The 18,128-nt window shown below is 63.9% G+C and carries 17 protein-coding genes and 2 pseudogenes; 11 read left to right on the forward strand and 8 right to left on the reverse strand.

The genetic code is table 11. The features are described 5' to 3' along the window. Positions 1–444: 444 nt before the first annotated feature. On the reverse strand, positions 445–642 hold the full coding sequence (locus B0T44_RS07945; protein ID WP_077117677.1) for a transposase: 198 nt from the start codon (positions 640–642) through the stop codon (positions 445–447). Positions 643–912: 270 nt separating this feature from the next. On the opposite strand from B0T44_RS07945, the gene B0T44_RS28495 reads away from it, so the two are divergent. From B0T44_RS28495 to B0T44_RS07960, 3 genes are read left to right on the forward strand one after another with little or no spacing between them, the layout of a single operon-like run. Next, positions 913–1,206, forward strand: coding sequence for a WXG100 family type VII secretion target (locus B0T44_RS28495; protein ID WP_077117679.1), 294 nt, complete (start codon positions 913–915; stop codon positions 1,204–1,206). Then, positions 1,203–1,475 carry a WXG100 family type VII secretion target gene (locus B0T44_RS07955; protein WP_245839584.1) on the forward strand — a complete coding sequence of 91 codons (273 nt, stop codon included), beginning with the start codon at positions 1,203–1,205 and terminating at the stop codon, positions 1,473–1,475. The genes B0T44_RS28495 and B0T44_RS07955 overlap by 4 nt, the downstream gene beginning before the upstream one ends. Before the next feature lie 18 nt (positions 1,476–1,493). Then, the gene (locus B0T44_RS07960) at positions 1,494–1,724 is read left to right on the forward strand and encodes a hypothetical protein (RefSeq protein WP_077117681.1); all 231 of its coding nucleotides are present in this window, start codon (positions 1,494–1,496) and stop codon (positions 1,722–1,724) included. Between the two features lie 137 nt (positions 1,725–1,861). Here the strand turns inward: B0T44_RS07960 and B0T44_RS07965 are convergent, their stop codons facing one another. The 4 genes and pseudogenes from B0T44_RS07965 to B0T44_RS07980 form a co-directional block, all read right to left on the reverse strand. Further along, positions 1,862–2,815, reverse strand: coding sequence for a dipeptidase (locus B0T44_RS07965; RefSeq protein WP_245839583.1), 954 nt, complete (start codon positions 2,813–2,815; stop codon positions 1,862–1,864). Positions 2,816–3,318: 503 nt separating this feature from the next. Next, positions 3,319–3,495: a hypothetical protein gene (locus B0T44_RS28500; RefSeq protein ID WP_342749235.1), complete on the reverse strand. Its 177-nt coding sequence runs from the start codon at positions 3,493–3,495 to the stop codon at positions 3,319–3,321. A 424-nt stretch (positions 3,496–3,919) separates the two neighbouring features. Further along, a complete protein-coding gene (locus B0T44_RS07975; RefSeq protein WP_081511796.1) occupies positions 3,920–4,825 on the reverse strand; it encodes a restriction endonuclease in 906 nt (301 codons plus the stop codon). Between the two features lie 322 nt (positions 4,826–5,147). Then, positions 5,148–6,387: pseudogene (locus B0T44_RS07980) on the reverse strand (IS3 family transposase). A 195-nt stretch (positions 6,388–6,582) separates the two neighbouring features. Between B0T44_RS07980 and B0T44_RS07985 the strand changes: the two are divergent. The 5 genes and pseudogenes from B0T44_RS07985 to B0T44_RS27930 form a co-directional block, all read left to right on the forward strand. Beyond that, a complete protein-coding gene (locus tag B0T44_RS07985; RefSeq protein WP_217697509.1) occupies positions 6,583–6,936 on the forward strand; it encodes a hypothetical protein in 354 nt (117 codons plus the stop codon). Positions 6,937–6,946: 10 nt separating this feature from the next. Then, positions 6,947–7,090 carry a hypothetical protein gene (locus B0T44_RS27520; protein ID WP_217697510.1) on the forward strand — a complete coding sequence of 48 codons (144 nt, stop codon included), beginning with the start codon at positions 6,947–6,949 and terminating at the stop codon, positions 7,088–7,090. Between the two features lie 88 nt (positions 7,091–7,178). Beyond that, entirely contained in the window at positions 7,179–7,583 is a 405-nt protein-coding gene (locus B0T44_RS27525) for a nucleotidyl transferase AbiEii/AbiGii toxin family protein (RefSeq protein ID WP_217697511.1), read from the forward strand. Between the two features lie 357 nt (positions 7,584–7,940). Beyond that, positions 7,941–8,150, forward strand: coding sequence for a hypothetical protein (locus tag B0T44_RS07995; RefSeq protein ID WP_139347866.1), 210 nt, complete (start codon positions 7,941–7,943; stop codon positions 8,148–8,150). Positions 8,151–8,928: 778 nt separating this feature from the next. After that, positions 8,929–9,312 (forward strand): annotated as a pseudogene (locus tag B0T44_RS27930) (IS3 family transposase); the annotation flags it as partial. A 386-nt stretch (positions 9,313–9,698) separates the two neighbouring features. Here the strand turns inward: B0T44_RS27930 and B0T44_RS08005 are convergent. Continuing rightward, entirely contained in the window at positions 9,699–10,586 is an 888-nt protein-coding gene (locus tag B0T44_RS08005; RefSeq protein WP_077117692.1) for a LysR family transcriptional regulator, read from the reverse strand. Positions 10,587–10,718: 132 nt separating this feature from the next. Between B0T44_RS08005 and B0T44_RS08010 the strand changes: the two genes are divergently transcribed. Further along, complete coding sequence (locus tag B0T44_RS08010; RefSeq protein WP_077117694.1) at positions 10,719–11,066, forward strand: DoxX family protein; 348 nt, start codon at positions 10,719–10,721, stop codon at positions 11,064–11,066. Between the two features lie 466 nt (positions 11,067–11,532). Here the strand turns inward: B0T44_RS08010 and B0T44_RS08015 are convergent, their stop codons facing one another. Further along, entirely contained in the window at positions 11,533–13,365 is a 1,833-nt protein-coding gene (locus B0T44_RS08015) for a recombinase family protein (protein ID WP_077117696.1), read from the reverse strand. A gap of 1,641 nt (positions 13,366–15,006) precedes the next feature. Between B0T44_RS08015 and B0T44_RS28505 the strand changes: the two genes are divergently transcribed. Next, entirely contained in the window at positions 15,007–16,044 is a 1,038-nt protein-coding gene (locus tag B0T44_RS28505; RefSeq protein ID WP_438269019.1) for a competence protein CoiA family protein, read from the forward strand. An 840-nt stretch (positions 16,045–16,884) separates the two neighbouring features. Here B0T44_RS28505 and B0T44_RS08030 read toward each other — a convergent pair. Beyond that, on the reverse strand, positions 16,885–17,268 hold the full coding sequence (locus tag B0T44_RS08030) for a hypothetical protein (RefSeq protein WP_077117702.1): 384 nt from the start codon (positions 17,266–17,268) through the stop codon (positions 16,885–16,887). Positions 17,269–17,543: 275 nt separating this feature from the next. On the opposite strand from B0T44_RS08030, the gene B0T44_RS08035 reads away from it, so the two are divergent. Continuing rightward, complete coding sequence (locus B0T44_RS08035; RefSeq protein WP_139347868.1) at positions 17,544–18,110, forward strand: DUF5994 family protein; 567 nt, start codon at positions 17,544–17,546, stop codon at positions 18,108–18,110. Positions 18,111–18,128: the final 18 nt, after the last annotated feature.

The raw sequence follows: 18,128 nt of genomic DNA on the forward strand, positions 1-18,128 counted from the left end.
GTCAATCCCTGGAAGAGACTGGAAGAGATACGGGGCAAAGTTTTCGCTATCCCACCGTCGAGTACCGACACCGACCTGTGCGATATCGCATACAGCACCGGCACTCTCGGACCAGCCGACCGTATCAGCGACAAACACACCCTTCGCATCCTGGGCTGGCGGCCCGAAACACGGGCCGATATCCGTTGCGGATACTACGGAGTCCTCACCACCCCACGCCGCCGCCACAGCCCCGGCCTACGTCACCACCGGCGACTACTTCTGGATCCCGTTCCGCCTCCGCCACGTCGCCAACCTCGAGATCGGCACCCGGGTCCTAATGATCGCCTACCGCGCTGAAGGCTGTTCCAGGCGTTTGCACCACCAGTAATAGGTCGACGAAGCTATCCGAGTACCCGCAATACAAGCTCGACCGGGTGCCAGCTGTCCGTGACGAACCGCAGATCACCTCCGGGTCTGGCCGAGCTCCGAGGCGAAATACGCACTCGCAGAATGAAGGTTGTCGTTGACCCGCTCCAGCTCGGCGACCTGCTTGCGCAGCCGCTTGTTCTCCTCGGCCAGATCGTTCGCCGCTGGTTCCGGTCGCTGACCGGTATCTTCCTGGCGGATCCAGTTCCGCAGGGCCTTGTGGTGCACGCCCAATTGCTGGGCGAGCTTTCAGATCGTCGGTTTCAGGTCCGACTCCAGACACAGCCGGACCGCTCGAGCCGTCAACTCGTCCGGAGATTTCTTCGGTGCTGCCACGCGGGACTCCTTCCCGGTCCTATCGGACCATGCTCAGAACCCTCCAAGGAAGCGGGAACCTCATTGGGCGGTGGCCGGATCTCCTGATCCTCATCTGGCGGTGGCCGGATCTCCTGATAGGTTGATGAACGTGGTCCTGCTGGGGAGACACCGCCGAGTGGCATTGTTATTGTCCCAGAGGAGATTCGGGCGGTAGGTCAGTTCGTCGCTGATATCGCTCGTCAACTGCGGTCCGGGCTGAACTCGGCGAGTTCCGATGTCGCTGCCCTGCTGGCCGATGGGTGGCGCGGGGATGCTTCGAACGAGTTTTTCGGTGGTTGGACCGAACTCCGCGACGGTGGGGTGAAGATCCTGCAGGCCCTCGATGTCATGACTGAACGCTTAGGGGTACAGGCGAACAGCTATCAGGCGACCGACGACAGCACCTCCCAACAGTTCCCGAGTCTGAATCTGCATCTATGAGCAACCCGGAGTTCATGGTCGACCTCGAGCGTCTCGATCAACTCGTCTATCGCCTGTTCGGTTTGGCCGGGTATCTCACCGAGCAATTCGACCTGATCGATGACAAGGTCGCGACGTTGGATGGGGTGTGGGAGGCGGTGGTCGCGGCCGCTTACCGGGATGCGCATCGGTTGCGGGCAGCCAGCGCGCGTGAGTTCACCGACGGGCTCGCCGATATCGGCGATGCCGTCTGCGCGGCGCATACCCGCTCACCAGGGCGATCGAGTTGAACCGAGCGATGCTCAACAGTGGGTGACCCGGCGTTGTTCGTGAACTGGGATACCTACTATGAGGCCGCGAGACGATGCCAGGACCTGGCCGGTGAGCTGCGCGCCGCCGACCGCCCGCTGCACGAGGTGGTCAAGCGTTCCTGCGCCAGGATGGCCGGTGACGCCCCCGGCTGCAAGCAGTGGGGCGAAGCCTACGATGAGCACGCGCGGGCGCCTCGAACAGCACCGGGCAGTGGCCACCCGCTATGACAAACTCGCCGTCCGTTACCTGGCCACCGTCCGGGTCGCCGCGATCAACCTGTGGTTATCCGGCCACGACAACCTAGCGATTCGCCCCTCTCGGCCGGCGGAAGGCCGGACGTGGCAGCAAACATCCAGAGTCGATTCTAATCCCGCCACACCTGCCGGGCCACGCGCGCGAAGTTGCCGCCGAAGACCGCGGCCAGTTCGTCCTCGGCGAAGCCGCGCTGGGCCAACACGTCATGCAAGCCGGGTACGTCCGACAGACCGAGGAAGTCCTCCGGTGGGGTCCAGCACAACTGGCCGTGACGGGTGTACTCCTCGGAGAACAGCTCCGGATTGGCGGCCAGCATGTCGTTGAAGTCGTCCGCGTCGAAGGAATAGTCGGAACTGACACCGATATGGTCCAGGCCGACCAACTCCACGCCGTAAACGATGTGATCGGCCATAGCAGCTACCCGTTCGGCGCGTTCGTCTTTCCCGTTGTGGCCCAGAAATATTCCAACGCCATTGATACCTATCACACCACCGGTTGCCGCGCAGGCCCGCGCCTGGTCGTCGGTAATGTTCCGCGGATGTTCCCACACCGCACGGAAATTGGAGTGGCTGTAGATCATCGGCACGCTCGAAGTTTCGGCGATGTCCAGCCCGGTCTGAACCGAGCAGTGCGAGCCGTCGGCGAACACACCGGACTCGTTCAGCTTACGGATCAGATCGCGGCCGTAAGCCGTGAGTCCGGTGTCCTCGGTGTCGAGACATCCACAACCTGAGGCGTTGGCCTGGTTGTAGGTCGGCAGCAGCGACCGCAGCCCCAGGTCGTGGAATATGTCGACATTGTCGAGATTGCCCTCGAGCGGAGCGGAGTCTTCCAGATCGAACGCCAGCGCAATGAATTCGTCCGCCTCCACCGACCCCGGTTCCGGCCAGGCATCGGCGACGCTCTTCACCAGCCGGAATCGACCATCCGCCAAAGCTTTCCGTCGGAACACATCAAGCAGTTCCAGCACTTCCTGGGCGGACTGGGGCGAATAGCCCACGTTCACCGACAGATACGAGCCCAGCGGATAACGTCCCAGGCCGGCGACGTCTGCTGTCGGCACCAGTGGCAGGCAACAATGTTGTTCCCACAGTCGTGGCCTGTCTACCACCGGACCTCCTGGAACTGGATCGGCAACGAACCAGCAATGCTACTGATCATCAGGAGTGGGACGTGGATGCGCTCTACGGCACCGTTTCAACCCATGTCATCCGACTGGTGCGCGCCGCTACGCTACGCGTTGCGGCCCGCGGCCGAGCTCACCCGCATTCCGGTTCTGGATGCGAACCCCTCACCGCATGACGGCACCGCCTACTTGTGAAACACGCTCTAGGGCTGCGCCCCCACGCACCCTCCCGGGCCTCTTGGTGGGCCGACGCCCAGGTCGCGCACCGAGACTCGCCCCTACTCGCGCCTGCGGTAGCACATGACAGCGTTCAAACCGCTGCTCGTCGGTGAAGACACCGTCGCAAAGTCGCCGTCCTCGTCGGACTGGGACCGCGTGACCGCGACCGGCAGACCATCGTGGAGAGCATGGCGGTCATCCTCGCCGCGGGCCCGGCGCTGTCATGGATCTGACAGCCAACCCCGCAAGGTGGCGCTGCGCGCGTTCTTGCCGACGACGCCGACGAACCTGCCCTCGTGGATCCGGGCCGCGAGGTCCGACTTGTACGGCTCGGGCAGGTTCTGGGTGCGGTAGATCCACTTGACGGTGTCTCGACGGTGCGGCGTGCGTAGAAGCACGTGGTGCGCGGATCGAACAACGCGTCACGCTCAGCCTTCTTGGCTTCGGCGTGCAGTTGCGGCCATTCGGCCTGCAGGAAGTCGAAGTTCCCCACCATGAGCCCGCGGTCCTCTCAAAACTTGTGTGCACCGCGCGCAGCATCTGCCGCACCGGCGTCACTGACAGCACCGCCCTACCGTCCGGGCTCTTTCGCTGGGTGGTAGGGCGGTCGCGTCATCGGCACGGTGTGTCACCGAGCGCACCGAACTTCTCGACGCGTCACCGCCATCTGCGCCGAGTTCGCCGACATCACCTGGACACAGGAGGATGGGCTTATCCACGGACGCATAGGCAGGAAATGCTGTGGGAGCCGAGGTCCGTTCGCTGCTCGGCGAAGTTCTCGTCGCCGAGCAGGGGTGGAATGTGCTCAGGGGGGCTGTGGAGTCATTCGAAGTAGTCCTCGTCGACCTCGACGACGGTGAAGGTCTGTCGCGTCTGGACGGCGACGCCGTAGCGGATCATGAGTTCGGCGAGGCGCCTGCCGTCGATGAGGACGATGCGGGTGCTGATGCTATGTGCGTACTCGCGGGCGCCCGACGTGAACGCGCTGGTGGTGATGAAAACTCCGCGGGCCGCGCCGACACCGTGCAGTGCACCGACGAACGCCTGGATCTCCGGCCGGCCGACAGTGTTCTCCGCTGCATAGCGTTTGGCCTGCACGTAGATGCGTTCGAGGCCGAGCGGATCCTGGTCGATGACGCCGTCGACGCCGCCGTCACCAGAGCCACCGATCCGGGCGGCTCGCCCCTCGGTGCCTCCGTAGCCCATGGCGACGAGCACGTCGAGCACCGACTGTTCCAGGAACGCCGGGTTCTGACCGCGCAGCCGCGCGAGCAGGTCTGCCGCGACCTCGGCGTGGAGGCGTTCGACGCCGTGCTCGATCTGCTCGAGCGGGTCGACGTCTTCGTCTGTACCCACGGCGCCGGTTACCGGCGTGATGTTCGACGAGCCCGAACGCAGCGGGGTGTAGTCGCGGTATTCCGGTAGTGCTTTCAGAGTCTTCTCGGTGATCCCATCCGGATGGGCTTTGAGCAGCGCACGACCCGCGTCGGTGATGACGAACGTCGCGCGGGCCGGCTTGTCCACCAGCTTAGCGCGGTACAGACCGCTCAGCGCCCACCCGATCCGGTTGTCAGCACGCCCCTGACCCGACGGCAGCACCTCGGCCCGCTGCTCGACCGTCAACCCGATACGGTCCTCCACCGCCGAGTGCAGGTCCCGTTTGCGCCAGACCTGGCCATCGGTCAACACTTCCAGCACCGGAGTAAGGAAGCCTGACCACACCGGCATCGCTGACACGGGATGAGGGGTGGTCATAGCTCGCCTCGGAAGGTGCGGGATCGGAGGGAAGTAAAAAGGGAATCCAGCTCGGCACAGGCAGCGCGGTGTTGGTCCTCGAGCATTTCAGTACTAGTGATGCGTTCCGCGAAAACCTCTTTGGGCCTTTGAGGCGGCAGTGGGATCGACAGCGCTCGCAGAATCCCGAGGTTGATGTTCTGAGTAATTGTCAATTCTTGTGGATCTCCGGGTTTCTCAGGTTATTCGCAGCCAGTGATCCAGGGCTGCGAAGTCCTCGTCACTGAACCGTCACGAGTAAGGGACCGGCTTCGGTTCAGACCAGCACCGGTCGACGTGGCGTTTGTTGAGAGTAGTACGCGGCTTCGTATTCGGCCGGACTCAGGTAGCTCAGTCGCGAGTGGAGCCGGGCGTTGCTGTACCAATCGCACCACTCCATGAGCGCGAATTCGACCTCGGTGAGCGTCTTGAACAGGCCAGGCCGGTTGACGACCTCGGTCTTGAACAAGCCGATGATCGATTCCGCCAGGGCGTTGTCGTAGGCATCGCCAACCGAACCTATCGACGACGAGAGCCCTTGCAGGGCAAGGACTCAACGAACTTCACTGACGTGTATTGCGACCCGGCATCGGAGTGGTGGATCAGGCCGGGCTCGATCCGGTGCCCGTAATGACCGCGCCGCCACACGGCCATGTCGAGCGCCTTGGACACCAGCGAGGTCGTCTTCGTGGCAGCCGCGGTCCAGCCGACAATCGCGCGGGAGTAGGCGTCGAAGACGAACGCGACATATGCCCATCCGGCCCAGGGCGACACGTAGGTGAAACCGGCGACCCACACACGGTTCGGTGCGGCGGCGGTGAAGTCACGGTTGAGCTTGTCACCGGCCCGCACGCCGTCCTCGACCGGGATCGTGGTGCGCAGCTTTCGGCCTCGCACCACCGCGTTCATGCCCAATTCGCGCATGATCCGATCCACGGTGCAGAAGGCGACGTCGTGGCCGCGGCACCGCAGGTAGCGGATCATTTTCCTGCGACCATACATCTCTTCCGGTCGGCCTGTCGGATCACGTAAAGCGTTCTCCACGTGCGCATCTGTGATATCGCGCGTCGACGCCTGTCGACGGCGGGCTTTGCGATAGGTCCGCGGCGCGATCTGGATTCCGTGCGCGGCCAGCGCACGGCAAATCGACTCGACGCCGAAGACCTGGCGGTATTCGTCGATGAACCCGACGATCAGCGGTGTCGCGGGTCGAGTTCGCGCGAAAAAAGCCGAGGCAGCTTTCAGGATCTCATTGGCCTGCTCGAGATCCCGGACCTCTTTGCGCAGCCGCGCCAACTCCTCACACTCGCCCGCCGACAACCCCGCACCGCCTTGCTATCGGGCGGGACGCCCTGCGTGAGTGCCTTCTTCACCCACACCCGCAACGTCTCGTAATGCACATCCACCAACGGGCCGATCGCCCTCGCAGCGGCCTACGGGGACCCGAACTCATCCAGCCGTTCCAAGACCAGACGAACGGCCTTCTCACGAACCTCGGGCGGGTAACGCTTCGACATGATGGGAACCATCTTCCTCACGAAAGGAAGCAGCCCCAAACCCGGGACGGTTCACAGCCTTGCGGATGATCATCCCAGCGCATTCTCAACGCGGGTAGCGGACTACAGCGATGATGATGTCACCAGCCGATCTCCACAGACAAGTTCGGACGGATCCTAGCTTTCACGGCGGTTAGACTGGCAGGCAGCCGAGCCTTGGAGGAGAGGATATCTGAGCAGCCCCGTGAGCAGCGGAAATACGCGCGACCGGTCGCCGTGCCGGACGATCTGGCGCTGCTGACCGGACCGACGAGCGGCACCGTGACCCTCCCGGCCCACCTCGACTGGTCGGGTAACGCCGAATACGATCTCGACCGCCCAGGCCGCATCGTCGACCTCTACCGCACGGTGATCAACGAGGCCGCGAGCCCGGCCGACCTGCATACCTTCCTCGACACCGCCACCCTGAAGCGGCTCTGGTCCTACATGTGGCTCCCTCCGCTGGTCCGGCGCGCCTGGGAGGACCGTTTCCCCGAACTCGCCCAGATCAGCCGCCTGGCCTCGGCATAGGCTTTCGCCCGTGGAACCACGCCATCGCCGACTGGCGAAAATCGCCCTCGCGGTCTCGGGTGCTCAAGGATTCGCCCTCGCCAGCGGCTACGCCCTCCGCGTTCACGGAATGGGTGATCGGCCGAGCGGCGACGTCGACTTGTTCACCGACTGACATCGCCGCGCCGACTTCCCCGCCGCGGTGCAAGCGGTCGTCACGGCGCTGGAAGAACACGGATACCAGGTGTCCACCGCGATGAGCGGTGATTCGTTTGCTGGTGTCCCCGCCCGATGGGAGCGAGCCGGACAAATTGGAGATGTCGGCGGATTGGCGGGCGCATCCACCCGTTCTCCTGGATATCGGACCGGTTCTGCATCCAGATGATGCGGTGGCGAACAAGATGTGCGCATTGTTCGGGCGAGCACTGGCCAGGGACTTCCTCGATATCGACGCGGCGGTTACCAGTGGCCGATACACGAGGGAGAGACTGCTGGAGTTGGCGGACAACGCCGACCCCGGTTTCGATACCGCGATTTTCGCGGACGCTCTCGGCGTGCTCCATCAGATCACCGATGATGCCTTTGCCGAATACGACGTCGCATCCGAGCACATCGGCGCTTTACGCCGCCGTTTCGCGGACTGGCGCGAGAAACTGCGCTCCCAATAGGCGCCCCCGCAGGTACAAGCCGCCGATCGTGTTTGGTGACGGCATGCACACGAAATGTGTGCAGAAATGGCGTGGTACCGGTGGCCAGCCCCCCTCCGGACACACAACGAGGCATTTATACTCCAGAAACGGTGTCCAGGCACAGCCTGGACACCTATTTTTCTCTCGCTCTCCTGACCTTCGGTTTCACCCCAAATGGGGGTGAAAACTGTGACCCACTGCGACCGCTGCCCCCCATTCACCGCCACTCCGGATTCACCCCGCCCGGCAGCCCGGCACTCCCCCTCGCCGATGTCGAACAACCACCACCCTCGACAGCCGTACACAGCATCCGGCCCCGTCGGCACCAACGGCCGTGTGGTCGACAAAGCGATCGTCGACGCCCTGGGCTGGCGGCCCGACGATCTGCTGTCGTGGCGAGTCAGCGCAGGACTGGTTCTGATCACCCGCCCCGGGCACGGCCGCCGCGGCATCACCAAATACGGCCACATCTGCCTGCCCGCCGCCACACGCCACGCTGCGGCCTGCACCCACACCCACCACCCGGTGGGCTGCAACATCAACTGAACACCGACGAAACGACACCGGGCTCTGAAACCGGGTGGTCGCGTTACCGGGGACTGGTCACCAGCGCGTTCTGGGCTTCCGATCGCAATACCCCAAGGGCTCGCCCGGCCTGTGGATGGTCGATTACCAGGAACTGGCCGACCATCTAGCTCTGTAATGGGCACCAGCTAGGCGAACGACGCCTGCGGCGATCACTCGCGCCGCAGGCGTCTTCGGCGAGCAGTTGAGGCGGGGAAAGCTCGAACACGCTTCTGAACACCTGAACAAAGACCGGACGCAGTCGCTTACTGTTCAGCACCGACCTCGCGATTCCCGCAGCTAACAGCGCCCGGAGCCACGATCGCGCCATCGCCGTAGAGTCGGCTCCGACTCACGGGGGGGGCGAAGCCTCACACACTGAGCAAGCGGCGCGGTACCGGCATCCCTACATCCTCCGGTGCAGCAGCTGCGCCCGCGGTGCCACCCCCGACACCCGGCCCGTTAGAATGGGCCCCAGCAGCATTCGAAAATGCCACCAACATCACCACTCTGGCGGCCAACTCCGCACTGACCAGACAGGCAGATGTGACGCGTCTATGGAATCTGCCGCAATCGACTGCGAGAATCCCGAAAATCGAACGTTACAGCTCGAATTCGGCGTCAGTCGTCTATCTTCCGCCCATAGACCCTCGGTCAGGCGCGGTCCCATCTGTACCGGCCCCGCCGGCGGCAGAAACCTGCGCTGTTCGCCGTCGAGCTGGAGCCGACCGGACGATGGGTGACTACCCGGCCGGATCGTGGCTACTCGACCGACTTGCGGGTGAAGCCCGGCTCGCGGTGAATACGTTGAACAATGCCGTTGCCCGCCGCTGTGAGGTGGCCGACACACCGACCGCGGTTCGCAATTTCGCCCCAGGCGTTTTGTCCATGCCCTGAACCGGCATCGCATGGTCGGGTTATGGGTCGAGTCGGGGCGGCCGAGGACAACGCCGCGATGGAAAACTCCTTCAGCCTGCTGCAACGCAATACCTTGGACCGGCAGCGGTGGGATACCCGCGAGCAGTTGCGGATCGCGATCGTGACCTGGATCGAACGCACCTACCACCGGCGCCGACGCCAAACCCGGCTCGGCAGGTCGACCCCGATCGAATACGAAACCATCATGACCCCAGCTGCCTCTGCTGGACCGGAACACCCTCATGCGCGGGGGCGACTCCGATCGGTATCGAGCTTCCATCTGATCATGGGACCATCCCCCGCGCACACGAGGATAGCTTGCCGCGTACGGATCTCGCGGTCACCGCAGCGGTGTACGGCCAGAACCTCCTCCCCAGCAAAACGATTGTCAACGCTTCCCCAGTTCGATTTGTGTGGTTAGCGCGGGTATCCCCCTCCTATTTCATCCCCCATGCAAGGGTCCCCGTATACGCCATATCCGCCCGATCCGGCGGATACTACGGCGCCCCCCTCACCAGACGAGCTGGGCTGAACCTGTGACGACAACGTCAGAATCCAAGGAGATGCCGGAAGTATCTGCTTCTGCCGCTCCCGAGAGCGGCCACGGCGTAGTCAGGAGAGCGTCCCATGGTCGCGGACAGTTTGAGCGAACGCGCGAATCAGTGAGGACTCTTTCGAGGCCTGCCATGCGAAGGCCCATTGGACCGGTGGGGCATCGAGCACCGGGAGGTAGACGAGGTTGGGCCAAGGGTAGAAGCGGGCTGCCTCGGCCGGGACGGCGAGGGCGGCCCGGCCTGAGACGACCGCCTTGACCTGGTCGTCCCAACTGGAGACCGCCGGACCCCGCGAGATCGGGCGACCAGAGGGGGTACGAAAGGGCTGAAACGCTGTCTCCATCGCCGCAGGAACTGGCGACGTTGGGGTGACGAAGGCGAGATCGCCGTAGTCCTCCAAACAAACCGATACACGGTCGGCGTACGGGTGGGTCGCTGCCAGCATCAGCAGAATCGGCGAGGTGTGGGTGACGGGTCCGATGGTGAGGTCCGGTTCGTGGATGGGCAGCCACAGATGTGCCACGTCGATCTCGCCCGAGCGGAGCAGGGCGAACGGAGCGACCGGGTTGATGTCACGGTGGTCGATGAGGATGTCCGGGAAGCGGGTTCGGAACTGCTCGACGAGCTTGTCGACCATCCAGCCCTGCGGTCCCATGGTGCCCAATGTCAGGGTTGCGCCGGAATTCCGGGCGGTGGCCGTCACTGCCTCGATCCCGTTCACGATCTGCCGGTAGCCAGCGTCGAGCTCGCGGTAGAGCTGCTGCCCAGCGGAGGTGAGGCGGACTTTGCGCGTGGTGCGTTCGAACAAGGTGGTGCCGATACGTCGCTCTTGCTGCTTGATCGCCTGACTCACCCGAGCGGAGGTGATATGCAGCCGTTCGGCAGTGCGACCGAAGTGCAGCTCCTGCGCCAGCGTCAGGAAGATCTCGATATCCCGTAGCTCCACCCGTCCTCCACATTGTGAAGCTTCACGTTAACAGTGTGGTGCGGGAACGCTCCTTTTTCGATGCCTCCACGGCAACGACACTGACAACAGCATCATCCACGTAAGCATTGCAAGTGAAGGGATCGAACTTCGATGAACACCGCCTACCACATCGTCGCTGTCATCGCCGCGCTGTGGATCGGTTTCTCGGGATACTCGCTGTTCACCAAGCAGCAGTTCGTCGTCGAACCACTCCAGCAGTACGGTATCTCGCAGTCGTGGTGGAACTGGCTGGCTCTGGCCAAGTCCGCTGGCGCCCTCGGATTGGTCGTGGGTCTGTTCATCCCCGCGATCGGAGTCGCGGCCGCGGTGGGACTGATCCTCTACTTCCTCGGGGCCGCGGCTACCACAGTGCGGGCACACTCCTACAAGACCACAGTGTTCCCACTGTTGTACCTCGCACCGGCCGCGGCAACACTGACGCTGCAACTGGCCAAGTGAGAGCAGGAAGGGATTGCGCCATCGCCGACGGTGGCTCGTCTGATTGGCCGGGCCCTGCGGTTCCTCCGCCATTCACGACATCAATTGCCGCGTATCGCGCTGCCTGGATCGGCCGCGCCCGTGGGAACTCGCGACAGTCCATACACGCGGCCATCAATAGATCCCACGTTGATCTGCCCCGTATGCCGGGGCGTAAGCTCAAGCGCGAACTTCGCGCTTGGCGGCAAACGGCCTCGCCTGCGGCTACGCCCTATCCGCCCGATTTTCGGCGAGTACTACGGCGACCCCGGAACATCAATCCGATCACCTCGGTGCTCGAGCCGCAAAATCCGGGCGAGTGGAGGCCGCCGATGTCGGCCGGCCGAACGCGACCAGATGGTGCACGATCTCGCCAGCGCGGAGCAGCGGTTCAACTACCCGCGCTTGCGGCGCAGCCGTACCGTGAGCAGGCATAAAGCCAGCCGTATTACCCACGTCCCTCTACTGCAAGAAACTCCTCTGGCATCATGGCTCCAGAGACAGCATCACACTGGCCGACAGCGCGTGGGTGTAGTGGTCCACTCCCCCTCCGGACACCAGTGCTAACCCCACAGGGGGTAGCACCAACTACTACGCGATGACGTAGATGTTGGTAGCGAACCTGAAGGCCCAGACTCTGGTAGAGCTGGGCCTTATCGGTTAGTTGACCTGCGGCAAGGACCGCCTTGATGTCGCCGAGCGACCCGATAAGTTTCCGGATTTCTGTCTCCGTGAGACGCTCGGGTTTGGGCAGAACGTTCAGCTCGGCTTGGGCGGCGGCCTTGTCCGCATGAGCGGCGTTCATCGCGGCGACCAGAGCTTGCGGATCAACCCCTGCTTCGATAGCGGCGAGATGACGCGCGAGGCGGGCATCGGCGTCAGCGGCTCGCCTTCTCAGCATCTCGCGATGAACCTCGCCTGTGTGGTCGTGCCCGGCCTCGAGCAACGCGGCTACGGTCGCTTCTCGGTGGTCGTGATCGAACAGGCCTGTCAACCATCCATCCAGAGGAGCGATGACGAGGTCTTCGCGCAGGTTCACTGTGCGAGGATGATCCTGCAGCACCGCGCTGCCGGGCGCGATGGTTTTGGCTCGGCACCGGTAGTAGACGCTGTCGCGGACGATCTCGGCCTGCATCTTCCGGCCACACGCATCGCATCTGAGCAACCCACTCAACAAATAGGTTCGGCAAGAACCTCGCCGCGTGCGTTCCAGCTTCGCCCGTGCCCGGTTGCTTGCCCCGGCTCGCCGACGCCGTTCCAACTGCGCTTCGGTAAAGGTCGCCACCGAGACGATGGCCGGGTGCGCCGGCCGCTTCGATCGGACGACCCGATCAGCGCGCGAGCGCCGGAACCGCACGATGTGACCAGCCGCGACATCGTCGGGGTCGAGCAACTCCTCGCATTTGCGCCACCGCCCGAACACCGCATACCCCGTATACCGGGGATTCTGCAGAATCGCCGCCACCGCGCTGGCTTGCCAACCGTCCCGGGAGCGATGTCGATTCTGCTCGGGCCGATACGCCGACGGACACGGAATGTTCTCCCGGTTCAACTCGATCGCGATCGCCTTGTCACCGCGACCAGCGAGGTAATCGCGGAAGATGCGCTGCACGACCGGAGCGGTCGCCGCATCAACAGCCAGAATGCGCAACCGCAGCCCGTCCGCTGCCCGGTTCGGGTTCGGGTGCGGTGGGCCGTCGACGACCACATACCCATACGGCGGCCGCCCACCTCGATGGCGGCCCTCGTTCAAGACCTGGGCGTCCATACTCGCCCTGGTCCGCTGCTGGACGTGCTGGCGTTCGGACTCACTCAGCCCGCCCAGCATGCTCATCATCATCGAGTGGGTGACGTTGCGCGAATCGAAACGCCCACCTAGTTCCGGTACCCACACCTGCACACCGTGCGCCTCGATCCGAGGCGCGATCAGGCTGAACTGGTTGCCGAACCAGCAGCGTGTTCCCTCCCCGACCACGATCGCCGACCACCCCCGCGCCGGGTTCTTCAGATCGGCCAGCAGCCGCGCTCCGTGCTCGCGTCGATGCCACGGCACCGAGCGGGATTGCCCCACATCGAAATAGCTCTCGACGATCGCTGCCTCACCCACGAACTTCTCGGCATTGCCCCGCTGCCACCGATACGAAGTCTCCGGATCCTGATTGTCCTCGGTCGAACACCGCCCATAGAACGCAAAGCGCTGGCCGGAGCTGACGTCCACATCTTCTGGTTCGAGGCCGAGGAGCTCATCCAGTACGGCCCACTCATTGGTCTCGGTCGACATCGTCGGTCCTCTCTGCGGGGTGATCACGAGCATGACGGAGAAGTATGCGAAGCAGAACTCTGGCCGCAGCAGCGTTCAACTCCGGCAGAGCGTCCGGAAAAACAGCTGTGATCGGCTCCCCGAAGTCCCGCCGCCCGTTGTCAACACACATGACGAGGGGCACCGACCGCTGCCACACGGGCGTCCGGCAACACGATCCCCCACCTGGAGCGAATTTCGCAAACACAAATCTGCTGCTCACGACCCTGGGCGGTTCGCTGAGCGCGGGTCACCGGTCCGGCCGCAACGACATCGCTTTCCTTCTCACCCGGCGTGAACAGGAGAAGTAACCGAACCGTGGCATCCGGTTCGGGCGTCTCGCACCGGCAGCCCGCCAGGGCTTGCTCGACACCAGATGAGAGTCGGCGTGACCTTGACAGGCTCATAGTGTCCAACTCCCGCCGATCGCGATACACGGCCCACCACCAGGCAAAACAGTGTTCCCGCTATACGCGAGGCCAGAGCCGAAGTTCTTCCGCGAAGTTGCTGTAGCGCTCGGCCGGCACGGCGGGCCGAACGAAAAGCAGCGGCCGGTGAGAGTGGGGCGGGGTGAATGGAAGAGGGACGACGGCATGGCTGCTCCAATGGCCCGTCGGCGATTCTCCCACCATCAATCAAAGCTCGAGTACAGCGTTTTCGCCACCCGCCTATAAGGGGCGGACTGCTTCAGGTCATGTTGGGGCTGTCGAGAGTCATCTCGTGGTTTGTGAACTCGACAGGGTTGCAGGGCGATTCTATGTTTCAATGCGCATATCTACGTATGAATAAATGATTGCCCTAGTGCACGCTGCTTCACCGAGGTGTGCGGGCGTGTCTGCTCTTTCGACGGAGAGCACACGGCCTGTATCACTGCATCGCAGTCCACGCACCGAAGTTTTCCGCTCGGCCACCTATGCTGCTGTGTCGGGATGTCCTCGGCGCGAATCCGTACCGGTGGGTCGGTGTCGATGCGCCGTGCCTCCGGCATCGACACCGTGGATCTGTGCTCTCGTTCGTCCCCCATCGACCAAGGGGGCCGTCCGACATCTCCAGTGGGTGAATATCGATTGATTGAGCTCGGAACGTGTTGTTTGACAGGCTTTCTCGACAAGACGATCAGTTCGCTCTACCGTGGAGTTACCGGCCGCACAGCACATGCTCAAACCTTTACACCTACTCGGCGTTACATGCCCACATTGATATGTCAGCCGTTCCAGGCTCCCCGAACTGAACTCAGCCGAACCCACGTCTTTCTCGAATAGAGCGGCCCGCCGTAGCCTTCCCGCGTTCGCCGGAGGGCTCACCGTCTATTCGACAAGGGGTGTCCGAGTGGGTTTCTCCGATCAACTCACGGTCGCGCTTGATCTCTCGTGCGGGCAGTACATTTGCGCGCCAACCGATCCCGCCGACCCGCACGTGCAAGAACTCAAGGGCAAGAGCCTCACCGGTGACAGGTCGCTGGTATGCGCGGCCTGTTTCACCGAGTTCGGCGACGAAGTGCCCGTGGTGGTTCGCGCCCGCCTGGGCGGGCAGCACCGACCGCACTTCGCCCATCCACCCGGGCAGGCGCCAGCCGATGGCCGGCATCATCCTGAGACGCTGTGGCACTTGACCGGTAAGGCGGTGCTGGCCGAGTGGGCCCGCAGCCAACCGGGCGTGGTCGAGGCCGACACCGAGGTGTGGTTGCCCAACCGCGAACGCCGCGCCGATGTCCGCGTCGTTTTTGCCGATCGCCGCGAAGTCGCCCTCGAAATCCAGGGCGGGCCGATGACCGATACGGAATGGGTCCACCGGCACCGCGACTATCAACGCAACGGCATGGTCGACGTGTGGTTCTGGCATCCCGCCAACCACCCACACTGGGTCGCGCTCAGCGATCCCAACAGCCCTCAACAATTGTGGACCTTGAACCCCACCCAGCGTGCCGCCACCGTGATGGTCGGGGCCCCACACCGAAGCCTGTGGCCAGAACCGCCGACCGAGCACGACATCACCCACCGCGTCCCGCACCTGCCGCCATGCCTCTACGACGAACTGGTCCCCCACCCGTGCCGTCTGGACGACCTCACCTTGACCCCGCGCGGCCTCGCGATCCCCACCCAGTTACAACGGTCATTGGCCGACGCGCTGCACCACGAACACGAACTCCTCCGAACACGTCGCCGGCAAAGGCTCGACCAGCGCAATCACACCACTCCATTGACCGCTCCGACGCACACACATCCCGTCCCGCCCGCCGCCGGGCCCACCTTGGTTGCGGTTGACACCGGCCCACGAGAACCGACCGCCGATCCCCAGGCGCTCGCTCACCTGCTATGGATCCGGCTCCAGAACGAATTCATGACCATCGGCCATCGCCCGGTCTATACCGATGCTCCACAGTTCCGGCGAGCCCGAACGATGCGGCAACCGATCACCTGCGTCGACTGCGGCCACACAGTCTCACCAGACACCACTCCCACCGAGATCCCGAGCTGCCCGCCATCCCAGCGCGTTAGATACCGACCACCAGCAACAACGCATCCACCGGCCTCTCCGCCATCCGACCCAGCAGCAACGAACGCCCTCCCTACTGCGTCAGCACGAACAGATGGTCAGGCCCCAACGCAGAGCGCCAAGCGCCACCGAGCTCCGAATCCTGACCAGCTGTGCCTGTTCTGACGTGTGCTCAGGACGCCAGGCGGGTGTAGGCGGCGCATATGTCGAACCCAGCACTGGTGCCCGGCACAGCCAGCAGGACCGCACTCGTCAACGGCCGATACGACACCCACGTAGGAGAAGAACTGGCATATGTCGATTGGTCGCAAACGGACGGACCAACCGTGACCCCACCCGCCGCAAACAGCTCGGCTATGCAGTCAGGTCGAACTGAAACTTTCCGCGGCTCTCAGCCGCATCGATCTTCTTCGGCAAGGCATCGACCAACTCGACGGCGCCACCGAAGATCAACGCCAAATCCATACCGGACATGAAGATGATGTTGGGGGTGTGAAGGCGACCAGCTCGCGAACCGGCCAATGACGTCATCGTCGAACCCGACTATCGACATACAGGCCCGCGTGCTGTCGAGCTCGCCATCGACCTCGAGTTTGACGTCGGCGAGCTGGGCGGCGGTGGGCTTTTCCTCCCCACTGTGCTTCCACGAGGTAGGTGAACCCGCGAAAGAAGAACAAGCCCTCGACCTGCTCATGGCCGTTCTGCCGTGACGGCTCGTAGTCGATGTCATTGGCCTGGAACAGGCCCGCAACAGCTCTCAGGAGCGTGTCCGCGTGCCTGAAGTCCGGCACCGATGACACCATCATCAGCATATGCACCCCGTCGCATCGCCGGCCGCTGCGGCAGGGAGCGGACCAGCTGCCAGCCGGCCGCGTACCCGAGATCCCAGGCTCGATCCTTTATGGTCATTGGTTACCGTCGGCCGATAACGTCATAGCTCTAGTTTGCCGCGGCCGCAGGGATGCATGCAGCAGCTGGGTGTGTTCGCTCAAACGCGTGTCCTGTTCAGCGTGGGGCGGTGGTCGTGCCGGTGGCCTGATGGCCTCCGAATGGGTGCCGCCATGAGCGGGGGCTGTCGGCAGTTGTCGTGACAGTGCGGATATTGTCCGGCCCTGCGGTGGTCTCGCGGGTTCGCTTCAGTTCACGGCGGGCGAGACGGCCGCGGCGTGAGGTCCGTCGTGCACTGGCGAGCAGCACGCCGAGCCCGGCCGCGGCGACCGCGCCGACGATGATGCCGTAGAGGAACAATGTTCCGGTCGATCCGGTGACGTGGTATCCGAACACGGAGAAGTTGTCGGTCAGCGTGTGCGTGGTCCCGGCGTTGCCGAGCACCCCGGCCACCGCGATGATCACCGCGGCGAGCAGAACGACGAGCCCAAAGATGATCATGACGCCTCCTAAGCCTGGAGTAGTGCCTACCTCCCCCAGTCAACGCCGGGTTCATGCACGGTGTCCAGGACCGACGGGCCGACACCCACGGAGAGGTTCCTGCGACGCTTCGAACGTCGGCGCGGACGTAGGCCCGCTATCGGCCCGGTGTCCGCCGCGCGGACGCAGGTAGGATAAGAAATGCCGGGGGATTTTCGTACGAGACGAGCCGTAGCCTCGTTGTCGCCCGGCCAATGCACAGGGCCCGCCACGCGGGCCCGGTCAGGAGCGTCGTGATGACGCCACAACACGAGCCGATCCTGCTGGACCGCTCTGCACGCTTTTCCCTCCGTGACCGACTACCCCTATCACACCGGTTACCGACACCGCGCCGCTCCCGTCCCGGGGCAGTCGGCGGGGCCTGGTGGCCCCACACGAACAACTTGGTCGCCGAAATGGCCGACCTGCAGACGCTACTGGGCAGCCGAGCCGGCAGCGTCGGCCGCATCATGTACAACCTGGACACCTGGCAGCCGGCCCCTAGGCACACAATGCTCGGCGGGCAGTCGGTTCGCCTGGACGGATACCGGCACCTGCCCGCCCACACGCTCTGTGTCCTGGGCCTCGACCGCACCCGCCTCGTCCTCCTGGTTATCCCGGCGGCTACTGCTACCGACACCGCGCAGGCGTTGCTGTCGGCCGCATCCCGGCTGGACAACGAACTCACTGCCGGCGAACTCGTGGCCGCCGACACTCGGCACCGTCTCGAACGCAACCAGAACGCCGCGTTACACCGCTGGGACGACGAAGGCGGGCACCTCGCACCAGTCAACCCGGCAGACCGGCGCAGTTCCATCCCGTGATCCCCGACCCTTACTGGA

Source organism: Nocardia donostiensis (assembly GCF_002081715.1).
Classification (GTDB): domain Bacteria; phylum Actinomycetota; class Actinomycetes; order Mycobacteriales; family Mycobacteriaceae; genus Nocardia; species Nocardia donostiensis.